The organism is Streptomyces sp. NPDC049577, assembly GCF_040675635.1.
In the GTDB taxonomy this organism is placed as follows: domain Bacteria; phylum Actinomycetota; class Actinomycetes; order Streptomycetales; family Streptomycetaceae; genus Streptomyces.
This window is the reverse complement of sequence record NZ_JBFAPH010000136.1, coordinates 1-16,476: the sequence shown is the minus strand read 5'-3', so window position 1 is coordinate 16,476 and position 16,476 is coordinate 1. Positions and strand designations below refer to the sequence as shown.

Here is a 16,476-nt window from a genome sequence, read left to right as displayed (position 1 = left end):
CGAGTACCACCACCGGATCTTCCACGCCCTGCACGACTGGGACCGGGCGTGGGCCGGGGCGCTGGCGGTGGCGGGCGAGGACGCGCGCGCCCGCTCGCTGGGCTTCGACCAGCTCGGGCACTTCGGCGACCGGGGCTGCGCGCTGGTGGCCGGGGAGGTGGCGGGCCGGCTCGCCGCGGCCGGGCCCGTGACGCTGGCCGAGTTCGGCTGCGGATTCGGCGGGGCGCTCCGCGCCGTCCTGCGCGACCTGCGGGAACACGGCGTCGAGGTGGCGCGGGCACTCGGCATCGACCTTGTCTGGGACCACGTGCGCCTCTGCCGCACCATCGGCGCCGAGCCGTCCGGTGCTGAGCCGTCCGGCACCGAGCCGTCCGGCGCCGGGCCGTCTGGTGCCGGGGGCGCCGCCGTGCGGCCCGTGCAGGCCGACGCGGGCGCGGTCCCGCTGCGCGACGGCGTCCTCGACGCCGTCGTCTGCACCGGCTCACTGCCGCACTTCGCGGACCCCGGCCGGGTCTTCGCGGAGGCCGCCCGTACGCTCCGGCCGGGCGGGGTGCTCGTGATGACCGAGGAGACCAGTCTGCTCGCGCCGGGGCGAGCGGTCTCGGCGGAGTTCCGGCGCCTCCATCCGCCGGGGATCTTCTTTCTCGCCGAGGTCGGGGAGCGCGCCGGGCAGCTGTGGGGCGCGGGATTCACCGACATCCGGGTGCGTTCCCTCCGTTCGTGGGCGTGCGAGCATCTCCGGGACCGTCTCAAGGCCATGCGGCTGTTCTTCGGTGACGTCGCCGCCATTTACGGGGAGAACGAGGCAGGAACGCTCGTCGACACCCTCGGTGCCGCCCTCCGGGAGTATGAGTCCGGAGCGGTCGTCCCGGCGTTGGTGACCGCCCGCCGGACCCCCTGAGAAAACCCCGATAATTTACTACGGAATTCCGGGTGGTTGCGGGTCGCGGCCCTCGCCTAGCCTTCTTGCATTCCGGGCGGATGATTCCCCCGGCAGGCAATTCTCCGGACCGCCGGAGAACGCGCAGACGGAAGGGGCCCACAGTGAACCAGCCGCCGCCCGCACCGCGCGCCGCCTGCCCGCCGTACGGGTTCACGATCGAGCCGTCGGAGGTGGCGGACTTCCGGCGCCTGCTGCACCGCGCGGACCGTCTGGTACCGGCCTTCTTCCTCTGCCGTGCACTGCCCACCGCCGTACGCGCGGTCGTGGCGGCGGAGGAGGGCGCCCGCACCGACCCGGCGGCCGTGCGTCACGCCGGGCAACTGCTGCGGCTGTGCCGCCGGCCGGAGGCGGGCGAGCGGCTGACCGCGCACGCCGTCGTCGAGGCCACGGGGGACTACGGCTTCCGGCGGGCCGTCGTCCTGCGCCTGACGCTGCGCGACGCCGCCGGGGCGGGCGTGGCCGAATCGCTCACCACGCTGACCACCGGACCCGCCGACGGACAGGGCCGGCTCCCCGCCCGCCCGGCGGCCGCGCCCCACGGGCCGGTCCTGCTGCGCTGGCGCACCCGCGTTCCCGGCGACCTGGCCGACCGGTACGCCCGGGCCAGCGGCGACGACAACCCGATCCACACCGACGCCTCCGCCGCCCGCCGGGCCGGACTGCCCGGCGTCGTGCTGCACGGCATGGCCACCCTGCACCTGGCCGCCGCCGGACTGACCGACCGGCTCCTCGACGGCGACGAGAGCCGCTGGAGCGAGGTCCGCACCCGCTTCAGCCGTCCCGTACGGCCGGGCGACGACATCGAGTTCACCGTCCACAGCTGTGGAGGAGGCGGAGAGGGCGAACGGGCCGGGCCGGGCCCGCAGCGCGGGCAGGCCATGCCGAGCGCACGGAGCGCACAGAGCGCGCGGACCGTGCTGGGGCTGACCGCGAGTGTCGACGGCCGGCCCGTCCTCAAGGACACCTTCTTCACCGGCGTCCGGGCGGTGGCGTGAGATGACCGTCTGGATGTTCCCCGGCCAGGGCGCGCAGCGCGCCGGCATGGCCCGCGCGCTCGGTGACGCCCGCCCACTGCTGTGCCGGGCGGGCGAGATCCTCGGCACGGACCTGGCCGCGCTGTGCTTGACCGATCCGGACCCCGACGGGTCGCCCGAGCTCGTCCAGCCGGCCCTGTTCGTGGTCGGCGTGGCCGCCGCGACCGCGCTGCTGCGCCACGACGCGCCGCCCGCGGCCGTCATCGGGCACAGCTTCGGCGAGTTCGCCGCCCTCACCGCCGTCGGCGCCCTGCCGTTCGAGACCGGACTGCGGCTGACGGCCCTGCGGGCCCGGGCCATGCTGCGCTGTGCCACCACGGACAGCGCGATGGCGGCCGTCCTCGGCCTCGACGAACCGGCGGTGCGCGCGGTCTGCGCGGAGGTCACCGCCGGCGGCGCCGAGGTGGCGATCTCCAACGTCAACAGCCCGGCCCAGATCGTGCTCGCGGGCGAGCGCGCCGCGCTCGACGAAGCCGGCCGGCTCTGCCGCGCGCGGGGCGCCTTCCGGATCCGGCCGCTGCGCGTGCCCTACGCCGCGCACACCCGGCTGATGGCTCCCGCCGCCGAGGAACTGCGGGCGGCCCTGGAGCCGGTCGAACTGCGACCGCTGGACGCCCCGTTGATCTCGTGCGTCACCGGCGAGGCCACGAGCGACCCGGCCCGCGTCAAGGAACTGCTGGTCCTGGGCATGACGCGCACGGTGGACTTCGCCGCCGCCGTCCGTGCCGCGGCCGCCGCCGGGCACCACGACTTCACCGAGCTCGGTCCCGGCTCGCCGGCCCGGCTGCTCGGACTGGTGCGCGCCGTCCTGCCCGAGGACGCCGCGCCGGGGCTGCGCCTGGTCTCCAGCGACGCCGAGGCCCGTACGCCGCAGCCCTTCCAGGCCGACCGGCCCGCACCGGCCGCGGTGGTCCGGCCCTCGGCCGAAGGAGCCGGCCATGGCCGATGAACCCAGGGTCGCGCTGGTCACCGGCGCGAGCGGCACCATCGGGGCCGCCGTGGCGCGGGAACTGGCGGCTGCCGGACTGCGTATCGCGGCGGGCTTCCACCGGGGCGGCGACGCGGCCCGGAGCCTCGCCGCCGAACTGCCCGACGCCCTGGCCGTCCCCCTCGACGTCACCGACCCGGCCGCCGTCCGCGCCGCCTTCGGCAAGGTGGCGGCCACCATGGGACCGGTCACCGTGCTGGTCAACGCCGCCGGGCTGCTCCGGGACCGGCCCCTGCTGCGGATGTCCGACGACGACTGGGCGGCCGTGCTGACCACCAATCTCACCGGACCGTTCTGGTGCGTGCGCCAGGCCCTGCCGTCGATGATCGCGGCCGGCTACGGGCGCATCGTCAGCGTCGGCTCGGCGGCGGCCGCGTTCGGCACGCCCGGCCAGGCCAACTACTGCGCCGCGAAGGCCGGTCTGCTGGCCTTCACCCGGTCCGTCGCCCGGGAGAGCGGCCGGTACGGCGTCACCGCCAACGTGGTGGCGCCGGGGCTCGTGGAATCGCCGCTCGTCGCGGACATCGGGGAGGCGGCGCGCACCGGATTCACCCGGCGGACCGCGACCGGCTCCCTGGTCGACGCCGGGGACGTCGCGCGGGCCGTGCGGTTCTGCGTCGAGACACCGGCCCTGACCGGGCAGTCGGTCGACGTCGACGGCGGATTCGGCTGAGCCGGAGCACGGGCGCACACGGCGTACCGGACCACCTCAGGCACCCAGGAGCGAGGAGAAGGCTGTGGAGAGCACCAGGGAAAAGGTCGAGGCCGAGATACGGGACCTGCTCACCGAGCGGTTCGGGGTCCCCGCCGACCGCATCACCCCCGACGCCCATCTGTTCGAGGATCTCGGTCTGGACTCCGTGGACCTGATGAGCGCCGTCGCCATCCTGGAGGAGCGGCACGACGTGTCCGTCTCCGACGGTGACCTGCACGGCATGTTCGTCGTCCGCGGGGTCGTCGACCGGTTCGCCGCCCTGCTGGACGCGGCGTGACCCGGCGCGTCGCCGTGACCGGTATCGGGCCGGTCACCCCCATCGGCACCGGCGTCAAGGCGTTCGAGGAATCGCTGTGGGAGGGCCGCTCCGGCATCGGTCCGCTCACCCGCTTCCACCTGGACGGCTTCCCGGTCCACGCGGTCGGCGAGGTCCGCGACTTCGAGCCGCGGGACCACCTGGACGAGCGGCTGGTCCGCCGGGCCGAGCGGTTCGCCCAGTTCGGCGTCGCGGCCGGCCGGCTGGCGGTCGAGGACGCCGGGGACCCGGTGAGGGGGCTCGACCCCGAGCGGGGGGCCGTGGTCGTCGCCACCGCGTACGCGGGCATGGAACGGGTCCCTGCCGAGACGGACGTGCTGCGGCGGCGCGGGTGGCGGGCCGTCTCGCCGACCACCAGCATGGCCATGATGCCGTCGGTGGCCGCCGGGCTCCTCTCCATGGAGCTGGGCCTCATGGGCCCCGTCGAGTGCCCCGCGACGGGCTGCGCGGCCTCCGGGCACGCGCTGTCGCGCGGCGCCGAGCTGATCCGGCAGGGCCTCGTGGACGTCGCCCTCGCGGGCGGCTGCGACGCGCCGCTCAACCCCGTGTCGCTCGCCACCTTCGCGACCGCCCGCGCGCTGTCCACCCGTCCCGGCGACCCGAGCACCGCCTGCCGCCCCTTCGACGCCGAGCGGGACGGGTTCGTGATGAGCGAGGGCGGCGTCGTCCTCGTCCTGGAGGAGTGGGAACGGGCACGGGCGCGCGGGGCGCGCGTCTACGCCGAACTGGCCGGCCACGGCCACACCGCCGACGCCCACAACCTCTCCCGCCCGCGCCCCGACGGCCGCGGCGCGCTGAACGCCATGCGGCTCGCGCTGCGGGCGGCCGGCCGGGAGCCCGCCGAGGTCGGCTACGTCAACGCCCACGCCGCCGGAACCGCCGCGGGCGACGCCACGGAGGTCCTCGCGCTGCGCCAGCTGATCGGCGAGCAACTGCCCCCGGTGTCCTCCACCAAGTCCATGCACGGCCACCTCATGGGCGGCACGGCCGCCGCCGAGGCCGCCGCCACCGCCCTCGCGCTCCACCGCGGCCTGCTGCCGCCCACGATCAACTACCGCAACGTCGACCCGGCCTGCGCCGTCGACGTCGTCCCCGGCCGTGCCCGGGAGGCGGACGTGGAGCTCGCCCTCAGCAACTCGTTCGCCCTCGGAGGCATCAATTGTTCCCTGGTCCTGGCGAAGGCCTGAGTACGCCGGCCGGCCGGCCGGACACACGTCACGACACCCCGGACCGTCCCTTCGCGGGCCGGATCGCCCTGGTCACCGGCGGCACCAAGGGGATCGGCGGCGGTATCGCCCGCCGGCTGGCCGCTCTCGGCGCCGACGTGGCCGTCACCTATCTGCGCGACCGCGCCACCGCCGGGAAGACCGTCGACGAACTGCGCGGACTCGGCGTACGGGCCTGTGCCCGGCGGGCCTTCTTCGGCGATCCGCAGGGGGACGTCCCCGCGGCGGTCGTCGACTGGGTCACCGCAGAACTCGGGCCGCCCACGCTGCTCGTCTCCAACGCCGGCACGGGAGTGGAGCTCTCCCTGCTCGACACCCGGCGCAGCCACTGGGACTGGACCGTCGAGACGCACGCCCGCTCACTGCTGCGGCTGGTGCAGTGCGCGCCCGAGCTGCGCGCCGTGCTCGCCGTCTCCAGCCCCGGCGCGCGGCGCGTGATGCCGCACGCCTACGGGCTGCTGGCGGCGTCGAAGGCGGCCCAGGAGTCCCTGGTGCGCTATCTCGCCGTCGAACTGGCCCCGCGCTGCCGGGTCAACGCGATCACACCCGGACTGGTCGACACCGAGGCGGCACGCAGCTTCGGCCGGCACGCCGAGCTGTTCGCCACGGCCCGGGCCCGCACGCCCGCCGGACGGCTGACCCATCCGGGGGACGTCGGCGCCGCCGCGGCGTTCCTGCTCTCCGACGAGGCCGAGATGATCACCGGCCAGAACCTCGTCATCGACGGCGGCTACTCGGTCCTGATGTGAGGCATCCAGTGCAGCCAGTGCATCCAGTGCAGCCAGTGCGTCCCATGCATCCGGTGCGTCCCCCGGGGGGCATCCCCACCACCCGTCCCTACCTGCTGACCGGCGCGGGCGGCGTCATCGGACAGAGCCTGGCCACGGCCCTCGGGCCGGGCCGGGTCGTCGGCGTCGTCCGGCGGGGCGGCAACCTGCCCGGCCCGGGCATCGAGACCACGACCGGCGACGTCACCGCCCCCGGCCTCGGCCTGGACCCGCGGGTCCGGCGCGCCCTCGCCGACCGGGTGGGCGGCGTCATCCACAGCGCCGCGGTGACCTCCTTCACCCGGCCCCCCGACGAGATCCGGCGCGTCAACACCGACGGCACCGCGCACGCGCTGCGGCTCGCCGAGGAGGCGGGCGTGCCCCTGCACCTGGTGAGCACGGTCTACGTGCGGCAGCGCGGCGGGAGCGCGGAGACCGGACGGTCGCGCGCCTACCGCGAGTCCAAGCAGGCGGCCGAGGACCTCGTGCGGGCCGCGCGGGTGCCCTGGTCGATCCTGCGCGTCACGGTCGTCACCGGGGACAGCCGCACCGGCGCCACGCCCCGCTTCCAGGGCATCCACGCCGCGATGAAGTCGCTCGTCACCGGGGACGCCCATCTGGTGCCGGTCGCCCCCGGCTCGTACCTCGACTTCCTGCCCCGCGACCACGTCGCAGCCTGCGTCCTGGCCCTCCTGGAGCGTGGCGCGACCGGCGAGCACTGGATCACCGCGGGTGAACGGGCCATGACCATCGAACGGTTCGTGGACCACTGCCTGCGCTTCGCCGGACGGCGCGGCTGGACCGTGCCCCGGCCCCGGCTCGTCGACTCCGAGATGGTCCACCGGCTGATCCTGCCCGCCTTCGGCGACAGCCTCGCCGCGGACCTGCGCAAGCGGCTGGAGCTGTTCACCGACATCGTCGGCCCGCTGACCACGGACGAGCGGCTGCCCGGACCGGCACCCGGCCTTCCCGACCCGCCCGACCTCGGCGCGGCCCTGGACGCCGCGCTCGACTACTGGGGCGCGCGGGTGCGGCTCGTACGGCAGGAGGTACGGACGTGATCACCGGTGAGCGGCTGGACCGCGCGGAAGTCCTGGATCTGTACGGGCGGCACGTGAACGCCGGGCTGGCCCGGCTGGCCACGCTGATGGCGGCACCGGTCGTGGTCCGCGCGGAGGGCGACCACCTCTACACGGACGACGGCCAGGAACTGCTCAACTGCGGGGGCTTCAGCGTCTTCCTGCTCGGCCACGGCTATCCGCCGGTGGTCGACGCGGTCGCCCGCCAGCTGCGGAACCTGGCGCTGACCGGACCGATGGTCTACCACGAGGAGCTGGCCCGGGCGGCCGCCACGCTCGCCGGCGTCTGCCCGGCCGGACTGGAGTACGTCTACTTCACCAACTCCGGTGCGGAGGCGTGCGAGACGGCGCTGAAGCTCGCCCGGATGAACGGAAAGCGGCACACCGTGGCCACCGAGGGCGGCTTCCACGGCAAGACGCTCGGCGCGCTGTCCGTCACCGGCCGCACCGCCTTCCGGGCGCCGTGCGAACCGCTGCCCGGGCCGGTCGACTTCGTGCCGTACGGTGACGCGGACGCGCTCGAGGAGCGGCTCACCGGCGACTCGTGCGTCATCCTCGAACCCGTCCAGGGCGAGGGCGGGGTCCGCGTCCCGCCGCCCGGCTATCTGCGGCGCGTCGAGCGGGCGTGCCGCCGCTCCGGCGCCCTGCTGATCGTCGACGAGGTGCAGACCGGGCTGGGCCGCACCGGCCGCCTGTGGGCCGTCGAGGAGGAGGGCGTCAGGCCCGACGTCCTGTTGTGCGGCAAGGCGCTCGGCGGGGGAGTGATGCCGGTGGGCGCCGTCGTCGCCACACCGGAGGTCTTCGCGCCGCTCAACCGCGACCCCGTGCTGCACACCTCGACCTACGGCGGCAATCCGCTCGCTGCCGTCGCCGTGCGGCACACCGTGGAGGCCGTGCTGCGCGAGGACGTGCCGGGGCGGACGGCCGCGCTGGAGGGCCGGCTGCGCGAGCTGCTGACCACCGCGCTGGCCGGCTGCGCCGCCCTGGTCAAGGAGGTCCGGGGCCGCGGCGCGCTGTTCGGCGTGGAGTTCCACGAGCGCTCGCACGCCGGGGAGTTCGTCCTGGAGCTGCTGGAGCGCGGCGTCGTCGTGTGCCCGACGGGCAACGCCCTGGCGACCGTGCGCTTCACCCCGTCCGCGTTCTTCGGCGAACGGGAGCTCGGCCGGCTGGCCGCGGCGGTGGAGGGCTCCGCCGCGGCGCTCGGCGGCCGGCACCGCGCGCAGAGGCGTGAGGTTCCCGAATTCGAGGAGGCGTGAATGCGATACGTACGCATGGCGGGTACGGTTCCGGGCCGGAAGGCCGCGGACGTCTATCCGGTCGTCAGCGATTTCTCCCGCTATCCCGAGCTGACCGACGCGGTCCGGAGCGTCGAGATCCTCGACCTGGGTGGCGGGCGCACCGGGTGCGCGTGGGAGGTCACCTTCCGGCGGGGCATCCTGAAATGGACCGAGGAGGACTTCTTCGACGACGCCGGTCACCGCGTGGAATTCGCGCTGCGGGACGGCGATCTCGACCACCTCGTCGGCCACTGGTCCGTCCACGACGTGGAGGGCGGTTGCCGGGTCTGCTTCTCCTGCGATTTCGACATGGGAATTCCGACGCTGGCCGAGGTCATCGAACCGATCGCCGAACAGACGCTGCGCGACTACATCGCGGTCATCCTGCGGGCCCTGGTCAGCGGTGTCGTGCTCGACGAGGAGGCACTCGTCGTCACGGACGGGGCCCGGCCGTGACTGCCGGGGCCCGTGACGCCACCCGGCAGGGCGGGTTCCTGGCGGCCGACCGGGAGGTGCTGGAGCGGCGGCTGCCCGGACTGGACGCGCGGCTGGCCGGCGCCGGTCTGGCCCGGCTGGAGCGGCCGGACTCGCCCGCCGTCGGCTGGTTCCGCGCGTCCGGGGCGGCCGCGCTGTTCGTGCCCGCCGACCACCAGGGCCTCGGGGTGGGGCTGCGCGAGGGCATCCGTCTGCAGCGCGCCCTCGCGAGCAGGGCGCCCTCGCTGGCCGTGGCCACCACCATGCACCACTTCTCGGTCGCCTCCCTGATCGGCTGGGAGCGCCTGGACGCCGGCCTGGAATGGCTGTTGGCGGAGGCGGTCGCCCGGAACTCGATGCTCGTGGCGTCCGGCGCCGCCGAGGGGCGGCCGGGGGCCGGCATCCTCACGCCCGTCATGACCGCGCGGACCGTACCGGGCGGGGTGATCCTCAACGGGTCGAAGAAGCCGTGCAGCCTCAGCCGCTCCATGGACCTGCTCTTCGCCACCGTGCGGCTGCGCCGGGACGACGGAGAGCGCTGCGCGGTCGCCGTCGTCCCCGCCTCCTCGCCCGGGCTGAGCGTCCGGCCGTTCTGGAAGAGCGAGGTCCTCGCCGGCGCGGAGAGCGACGAACTCGTCCTGGAGGAGGTCTTCGTACCCGAACGGCTCGTCACCGACCTCGGCCCGCTCGGCACGACCGGTGAGCCGCTGCGCCGCTCGCTGGTCTGGTTCGAGCTGCTGATCGCCGCCTCGTACCTCGGCATGGCCGCCGCACTCGTCGAGCGCGTCGTCGCGGCGCCCCGCGCCGGCACGGGGGAGCTCGCCCGGCTGGCCGTCGGCCTGGAAGGCGCTAGCTGCGCCCTGGAGGGCGTCGCCGCGCGCTCCGAGACGGAGCCCGACCCGGCGGCGCTGCTGGGACCCGCCCTGGCCGTCCGGTTCGCCGTGCAGGACGCGGTCGTCACGGTGGCCGGCCAGGCCGCCGAAGCGCTCGGCGGCGGAGCGTTCATCTCCGGTCCGGACGTCGCCTACCTCTGCGCGGCCACCCGCTGCCTGGCCTTCCACCCGCCCTCCCGGACGGCGGCCGCGGCGGCGCTCGCCCAGCACCTGCGCGGCGAGCCGGTCGACGTCCCCTAGGTTCCTTTTCCGGGCGCCCGGCCTGGTGAAAACCGTAGTCCCGTACTACGGGGAACAGGGATCGGAAGCGCCCGGGCAGCAGGGTTAGGTTGATTGCCGTGAATAACCTGGAAGCAGCAGAAGAAACCACGGAAGACGCGGCGGCGGACGTCCTGGTCGGTGCGACCGACGTCGAATGGACGGCACTCGGGAATTCCCGTTTCCAGCTTCTCGCCGGGCCGCGGCGATTCGTCATCGAGGCGGAGGCCGAAAAGGCGGAGACATTACGGCAGCTGGTCACGGAAGTGGTGCCGAAACTCCGCCGGACCGCCGCCGTCCGGGAACAGCTCCCGGCCCCCGAGGTGGAGCGATTACTGCCCTACGCGAAACGCCTCGCCGACATGGGCGTGCTCCTCCACCCCCGGGAGCCCATCGACAGCGACGCGGAACTGCGGCTCTACTCCTTCATCGCCCGCCGGTCCCCCGCACCGGACAAGGTGTTCGCGTCCGTCCGCCGCCCCATAGCGCTCGACTGCCCGCCCCGGCTGGCCGACGCCCTCACCGGGGCGCTGCGCCGCCAGGGACTGCGGCCGCGGGACGCCGGGACGGCCGGTGACGGGCCGCGGGCCGCCGGCGACGCGCGGGCCGCCGGCGATGCGCTGACCATCGTGGGCGCCTTCGCGGACGAGAGCGCACTGGCGGACGCCACGCGCGAACTGTGCCGCCGCGGCGGCCCCTTCCTTCCGGTGCTCGTCACCCCGTCCCGGATCCGGACCGGCCCCTGGACCCTGCCCGGCGAATCCGCCTGCCCGCACTGCACCGCCTCGTACGTCCTCCCGGCGACCGCGACGGCGGATGCCAACCGCCTGGCCCACGACAGCTGGAACACCCTGCAGTCCGGCTGCCTGGAGTGGGCCGCCGGCCTCATCGCCCATCTCGCCCTGCGCGCCCTCATGCCGATGGGCACCGAACACCCGTGGGGCCGGGTCGTCACCCTCGACCCCACGACCGGCGAGCAGTCGTCCGCACGCCTCTGGCGGGATCCCTACTGCGCCGTCTGCGCGACCCCCGGGCCGGTCGCCCAGCAATGGCGGGAGGTCTGACCATGACGGACCTCCGGACCGCGACGGCGGAAGCCGCCGTGACCGGCCAGGGCTTCGGCGTCCGGCCCCTGCCCCTGCCGCTGTACGTACGGGCCCACGCGGCCGCTCTCGTGCCCGCCGGTCACGCGCAGGAGCGCCTCGACCTGTCCGCGGCCGACATCCCCGTCCTCGACGTCGCCGTCGCCGCGGGCCATGCCGAGGCCGTACGCGAACTCGCCGCCTCTGCGGCTCGGCTGAAGCTCGCGCGAGCGGGTGAGAACGCCGTTGCCGGAGCGGGCACCGACCAGGACGAGGCCGTCGCCCGGGCGGTCTACGACGAGCTCGCGCGCCGCCGCTCGCGCACCGGACCGCGCACCGGCGTCCGCATCACCGGCTGTGAGCCCGCCGAAACCGCACTGCGCGGCACCACCGCCCGGCTCACCTGCCATCTGCTGGACGAACCGGAGGACGAGCACGGCCTGCGGGGGATTCCCGCCGTCCACGCCGTTCTCCACCTGGACCGCCTGGACCGCCCGTTGAGCGCGCTGATCTGCGACCTCGACCCCCGCCGTGGCGTCCGACGGGCCGTACACGCCGTGCTGCGCGCGTTCCTCCTGGAGACCTGGAGCGCGGACCGGACGGACGCACCGCCCGAGCCGGAGACGGACCCGACCGAGCCGCCCGGCACCACCGGCGAGATCGCCTACACGGACCTCGCCGCCGGCCCCGCCCCCGGAACCGGGACCGGCCTGCTGCGCGCCGCACTGCGCCGCAACGGACTGCGGGCCCGAGCCCGCACGCTCAGCCCGCCCGGCGCCGGGCTCACCGTGGCCGCCTGCCGCATCACAGCGGCCGCACCGGATGCGGCGGACGCGCGGGACGAACCGGCCGCGCCCACACCACCGTCCGGGCTGCGCGCCCCGCGTCAGCTCTCCCTCACGTACACACCGGACGACGTCCGCCTGAGCCGGCTCTTCCACGAGCACTCCAAGATGCGCACCGCTTTCGGCACGCTGCCGGCCGTGGACATCTCCGGCATGGCCCCCGCCGCCCGCCGCCTCATCGGCCAGGCGTACCGCGACTTCCGCGACACGGCCCTCGCCTACGACCTCGCCACCGACCGGCCGCCGGCGCTCGCGCCGCTGGAGGACTGCGTCCGCAAGCGCCGCTCCTGGGCCCCCATGGACGACGCCCCCCTGACCCGCGAGCAACTCGCCCATCTGCTGGGACTCGTCTACGGGACGACCGGCAGCGGGCTGGCCGGCGACGACATCCGGCTGCCCCTGCGCGCCACACCGTCGGCCGGCGGGCTCTACTCCTGCGATCTGTTCCTGCTCGTCAACCGGGTCACCGGCATCGAGCCCGGCCTGTACTACCTGCACCCCGGCCGGCGCGAGCTGCAACTCGTCCGCGCCGACCGGAGCTGGGCCGACGTCACCGCGCAGACCGGCTACCGCGACCGGGCACGCGGGGCCGCCGCGATGGTCGTCTACACGGGCGCCTTCCGCCGCAACCAGTGGAAGTACCGGGAACGCGGCTACCGCACCGTCCTGCTCGACTGCGGCCACCTCGCCCAGAGCGTCGTCCTCACCGCCACCGCGCTCGGCCTCGTCGCCCACCCGATGATCGCCTTCGTCGACGACTACTTCAACGACCTGGTGGGCGTGGACGGCGTGGACGACGCAGTGCTCTACCTCACCCTGCTCGGCACCCGCGCCACGGCACCGGCCCGGCCCGGGCCCGACCACCGGGCCACAGGGCCCGAGGAGGCCGCATGACCGACACCGGCACCCCGGCCACGGCTCCCGTGGCGAGCACGACCACGGAGGCGGCCCGCGTCGTCCACCCGCTGGACGACGAGAACGGATTCCTGGAGACGGCCTCCGGCGTGCGCCGCATCAAGGGCACCGGACTGCTCCGTCTCGCGGCGGACACGACCGACCGGGCCGCGCCGCCGCGCCGCCGGAGCGACCCCCCGGCCGAGGGTCCGCTGATCCTCGGCCCGGCCGCGCTGACCCGCCAGCTCGCCGTGGTCGCCGAGGACGGCCCCGGCCCCGCCGCGCGGACGCTCGACCAGGACGGCGACCTCGAACCGCTCCTCGCCGCCCCGGACGGCCACCGGCCGCCCCTGGTCCTCCTCGCCACCGCCTCGCTCTTCGACCCCCGCACGGCCCGCGCGGCAGAGAGCTGTGTACGCGCCGGACAGCCGCACCTGGTGTACGGGGCGGCCGCCGCCGGCGTGACGTTCGTCGGACCGCTGTGGACCCCGGACCGGGCGGTCGCCTGCTACGAGTGCCTGCGCGTGCGCGTCAGCTCGAACTCGGTGCACGGTCCCGTCTGGCGCGCGTACATGCGCCATCTCGCCGCCGGCGGCGGACGCCCGTACGAGCACGAGGTGCCGTCCTGGACGGCCGCGCGGCTCGCCGGAACCGTCGGCGGCCGGATCGCCGACTGGACGGCCGACCCGGTCCGCGCGGCCGACACGCTGCTGTGGCACGACCCCACCAGCCGCGACCGGACCGAACGCCATCTGCCCGTCGTCCCCAACTGCGCGGTCTGCGCGGGCGGGCCGGACCGGGAGACCACCGCGACCGGCACGCTCGGGGACGCGGTGGACGACCGCGTCGGCATCGTCCACGCCGCGAACGTCCGGCGCGCCGAGAGCGGCCCGGCGGTCTACCTCAGCGGCAGCACGTCCGCCGACCTCTCGCTCGTCAAACCGCCCATGCGCGTCACCCGCAACGGCGGCGCCGGCTTCTCCAAGGGCGAGGCCCTGGACGCCACCCTCGGCGAGTCCCTGGAACGCTACGCGGCCGGCTTCTACCGGCAGTCCCGACTGCGGCTGTCCACGTGGTCCGGGCTCGACGCGCCCGCCGTCCGGCCGGACGCTTTCGCGCTGTTCTCGGCCCCCCAGTACGCCGAGCCCGGCTTCCCGTTCGCCCCCTTCGAGGCGGACACCCCGGTCCGCTGGGCGCCCGCGACCGACCTGACGACCGGCGACACCGTGCTGGTGCCGGCCTCGCAGGTGTACATGCACTACCGCCGGGTGCCCGGGGAGAGCGCCATCGCGCCGTCCATCTCCACCGGCCTGGCCGCCGGCCCCTCGTACCTCCAGGCGGTCCTCAGCGGCCTCAGCGAGGTCGTCGAGCGGGACGCCCTGGCAGTCTCCTGGCTCCACCGGCTGCCCCCGCGCCCGGTGGCCCCGGAGGCCGTCGAGGCCTCCTCCCGGGTGTCGTACATGATCGAGCGGGCGACATCGTGGCGGGTGCGGTTCCACGACCTGTCGCTGGACCTCGGACCCTCGTGCGTGGTGGCCGTGATGGAACACGGCAGCGGCGCCGACCACGTCATGTCCTTCGGCAGCGCCTGCCGCACGTCCCCCGTCAAGGCGGTGGAGAAGGCGTTCCTGGAGGCCGCGCAGGGCCTCACCTACGTCCGCCGGCTGCTGCGCCAGTACAAGGACTGGGACGTCGCCGAGGACTTCTCCGACGTCGACGACTTCAACAAGCACGCGATTCTCTACTCGAAGTACCCGGCCCTGCGGGAGAAGGCCGGCTACCTCGTGCATCCGTCCCTCGTCGTGCCCCGCACCCGTCCGCAGCGCCCGTACGAGCCCGCCGCCGCCCCGGACGGCCCGCTCACCGACGCGCCCGCCGGTCCGCAGGGGCACGTGCGGGACACCCTCACCGCCCTCGTGGCCGAACTGCGCGCCGCCGGGCACCCGGTGTACGCGGTGGACCTGACGACGCCCGACGTCCGCCGCATGGGGGTGCACGTCGTCCGCGTCCTGGTGCCCGGGCTCCAGCACCTGGCGGGCATCCACGGCTGCCGGATGCTCGGCGGGCGCAGGCTGCGGGAGGTCGTGACCGGCCTCGGCTTCGACTCCGCGCCGGACAACCCGTACCCGCACCCCCTGCCGTGACCGCCGCCCACCGGAATGGAGCCCCGCCATGCCCGCCTCGTTCACCCTCACGCCCGCCATGTCCGTCGTGCGCAACGAGGACTTCGCGCACACCGACGACATCGCGGCCGTCTTCGCCGGCCGCATGTCCAGCCGCGAACTGCCCCCCGGGGAACACCCGGTGAGCTGCGAGATCACCACCGAGACGGTCGGCAGCGGAGTGCGGCTGACGTTCACCAGCGAGGCCGCGCGGCAGACGGCCGGGACGGTCGTGACGCACAAGTTCTTCTTCGTGGACCGCCAGGAGTGCCGGACGCGGATGCACCCGGTCTCGCCGGAGCGGCCCGCGGCGACGTCCGAGCTGCTGGTCCTCTTCGCCGACGGCCAGGACCGCGACTACTGCCACGCCTCCGTCTACGACGCCGAGAACCGGCTGCTCGCCGCGCACGCCGTCGTCTTCGACCGGCACGGCCGGAACGTGCCGTACGCCTTCACCGAGCAGTACGTCTCACCGCTGCGGCTCGGCACGGCCACCCTGGACGAGGTGCGCGACGACGCCGGCCGCCGGGTGGCGCGCTGGTCCCTCGGGCTCGACGGCCTTCAGGGTCCGCAGCAGATCACCGTGGCCTGGGAGGCCACCGGGCTCGTCCACAGCGAGGACCTGATGTGCACCCCGGACGAGCCCGTCCTCCGCCACGACATGCCGCTCGACGGCAACCCCCGGCTGGCACCGGGCGACTGGGTCGTCATCGCGACCGACGAGAAGGGCCGGCTGCTCGCCCAGACCCTGGTGACGCTCACGCCCGCCGCACCCGCCGCATGAGCGTCCCGACCGTGTCCGCCCGGCCGCTCACGGACGGCCCACGGCTGGTCGCGGTGGACCGGCCGGGCGCGCGGCTCGCGGCCGTACGGCTGGACGTGCGCGTCGGCAGTGCCGACGAGCGGCCCGGTGAGCGCGGACTGGCACACGTCGTGGAACACCTCGTCGTGCGCTGCCTGCTGGCCGGCGGACGGGTCGGCGACGGCGCGCTGGCCGACGCCCGGACCGGGCGCGAGCGGACCGGCTACAGCGTGCTCGTCCGCCGTGCCGACGCCCCCGCCGCCCTGGACGCCCTGACCGCCGCCCTGGGGGAGCTGCGCGTGCCGCCCGCCGTGCTCGCCGCCGAACTGGCCGCCATCCGCCGCGAGACGGCACAGCGCGCCGCGGATGTGCGCCGGCAGCTCCAGGAGGCGCTGCTGGCCGCGTTGTGGGACGGCACGTCCTACGCGCATTCGCCGCTCGGCGACGCGGCCGTGCTCGACGCCCTCACCGAAGACGACGTGCGCCGCTTCCACGCCCGCTGGTACCGGCCGTCCCGTGCCACAGCCGTGCTCGCGGCGGACCGGGCCTCCGGCGAACTGGCCGCCCTGGCCGAACGGTGGCCGGGCCGGCCCGTCGCGGACGGCGTTCCTGCCGTGTCGGCCGGGCGGGACGCCCGGCCGGCCGTACGGAGTGCGTACCGCGAGCTGCCCGTGACGGCGTCCGCGGGGGCAGCGGCGGGGCGGGCCGCGGGGCTCGCCGT

Annotated in this window: 16 protein-coding genes; all 16 read left to right on the top strand. The window is 75.2% G+C overall.

The features are described from left to right. Window positions 1-901, top strand: a 901-nt coding sequence (locus AB0K09_RS17065) for a class I SAM-dependent methyltransferase (protein ID WP_366066177.1), incomplete at its 5' end; no start/stop codon positions are given. A gap of 143 nt (window positions 902-1,044) precedes the next feature. Continuing rightward, on the top strand, window positions 1,045-1,938 hold the full coding sequence (locus AB0K09_RS17060) for a MaoC/PaaZ C-terminal domain-containing protein (protein ID WP_366066176.1): 894 nt from the start codon (window positions 1,045-1,047) through the stop codon (window positions 1,936-1,938). A gap of 1 nt (window position 1,939) precedes the next feature. Continuing rightward, the gene (locus AB0K09_RS17055) at window positions 1,940-2,926 is read left to right on the top strand and encodes an ACP S-malonyltransferase (RefSeq protein WP_366066175.1); all 987 of its coding nucleotides are present in this window, start codon (window positions 1,940-1,942) and stop codon (window positions 2,924-2,926) included. Continuing rightward, window positions 2,916-3,638: an SDR family NAD(P)-dependent oxidoreductase gene (locus AB0K09_RS17050; RefSeq protein ID WP_366066174.1), complete on the top strand. Its 723-nt coding sequence runs from the start codon at window positions 2,916-2,918 to the stop codon at window positions 3,636-3,638. Before AB0K09_RS17055 ends, AB0K09_RS17050 begins: the two co-directional genes overlap by 11 nt. Window positions 3,639-3,702: 64 nt before the next feature. Beyond that, a complete protein-coding gene (locus tag AB0K09_RS17045) occupies window positions 3,703-3,957 on the top strand; it encodes an acyl carrier protein (RefSeq protein WP_366066173.1) in 255 nt (84 codons plus the stop codon). Further along, entirely contained in the window at window positions 3,954-5,183 is a 1,230-nt protein-coding gene (locus tag AB0K09_RS17040) for a beta-ketoacyl-ACP synthase II (RefSeq protein ID WP_366066172.1), read from the top strand. The genes AB0K09_RS17045 and AB0K09_RS17040 overlap by 4 nt, the downstream gene beginning before the upstream one ends. Beyond that, window positions 5,156-5,971, top strand: coding sequence for an SDR family oxidoreductase (locus AB0K09_RS17035; protein ID WP_366066171.1), 816 nt, complete (start codon window positions 5,156-5,158; stop codon window positions 5,969-5,971). Before AB0K09_RS17040 ends, AB0K09_RS17035 begins: the two co-directional genes overlap by 28 nt. Window positions 5,972-6,024: 53 nt before the next feature. Next, complete coding sequence (locus AB0K09_RS17030) at window positions 6,025-7,050, top strand: SDR family oxidoreductase (protein WP_366066170.1); 1,026 nt, start codon at window positions 6,025-6,027, stop codon at window positions 7,048-7,050. Beyond that, complete coding sequence (locus tag AB0K09_RS17025) at window positions 7,047-8,324, top strand: aminotransferase class III-fold pyridoxal phosphate-dependent enzyme (protein WP_366066169.1); 1,278 nt, start codon at window positions 7,047-7,049, stop codon at window positions 8,322-8,324. The genes AB0K09_RS17030 and AB0K09_RS17025 overlap by 4 nt, the downstream gene beginning before the upstream one ends. Continuing rightward, window positions 8,325-8,801 (top strand): SRPBCC family protein, encoded by a 477-nt coding sequence (locus AB0K09_RS17020; protein WP_366066168.1) that lies wholly within the window; start codon window positions 8,325-8,327, stop codon window positions 8,799-8,801. Continuing rightward, the gene (locus AB0K09_RS17015; protein ID WP_366066167.1) at window positions 8,798-9,952 is read left to right on the top strand and encodes an acyl-CoA dehydrogenase family protein; all 1,155 of its coding nucleotides are present in this window, start codon (window positions 8,798-8,800) and stop codon (window positions 9,950-9,952) included. Before AB0K09_RS17020 ends, AB0K09_RS17015 begins: the two co-directional genes overlap by 4 nt. 98 nt (window positions 9,953-10,050) lie before the next feature. Then, window positions 10,051-11,034, top strand: a complete 984-nt coding sequence (locus AB0K09_RS17010; RefSeq protein ID WP_366066166.1) for a TOMM precursor leader peptide-binding protein — start codon at window positions 10,051-10,053, stop codon at window positions 11,032-11,034. A gap of 2 nt (window positions 11,035-11,036) precedes the next feature. Then, on the top strand, window positions 11,037-12,791 hold the full coding sequence (locus tag AB0K09_RS17005) for a SagB/ThcOx family dehydrogenase (protein WP_366066165.1): 1,755 nt from the start codon (window positions 11,037-11,039) through the stop codon (window positions 12,789-12,791). After that, window positions 12,788-14,935 carry a YcaO-like family protein gene (locus AB0K09_RS17000; protein ID WP_366066164.1) on the top strand — a complete coding sequence of 716 codons (2,148 nt, stop codon included), beginning with the start codon at window positions 12,788-12,790 and terminating at the stop codon, window positions 14,933-14,935. Before AB0K09_RS17005 ends, AB0K09_RS17000 begins: the two co-directional genes overlap by 4 nt. A gap of 28 nt (window positions 14,936-14,963) precedes the next feature. Further along, window positions 14,964-15,737: a DUF5944 family protein gene (locus AB0K09_RS16995; protein ID WP_366066163.1), complete on the top strand. Its 774-nt coding sequence runs from the start codon at window positions 14,964-14,966 to the stop codon at window positions 15,735-15,737. Beyond that, the coding region (locus AB0K09_RS16990; protein ID WP_366066162.1) for an insulinase family protein at window positions 15,734-16,476 on the top strand (743 nt) is incomplete at its 3' end. The genes AB0K09_RS16995 and AB0K09_RS16990, both read left to right, overlap by 4 nt.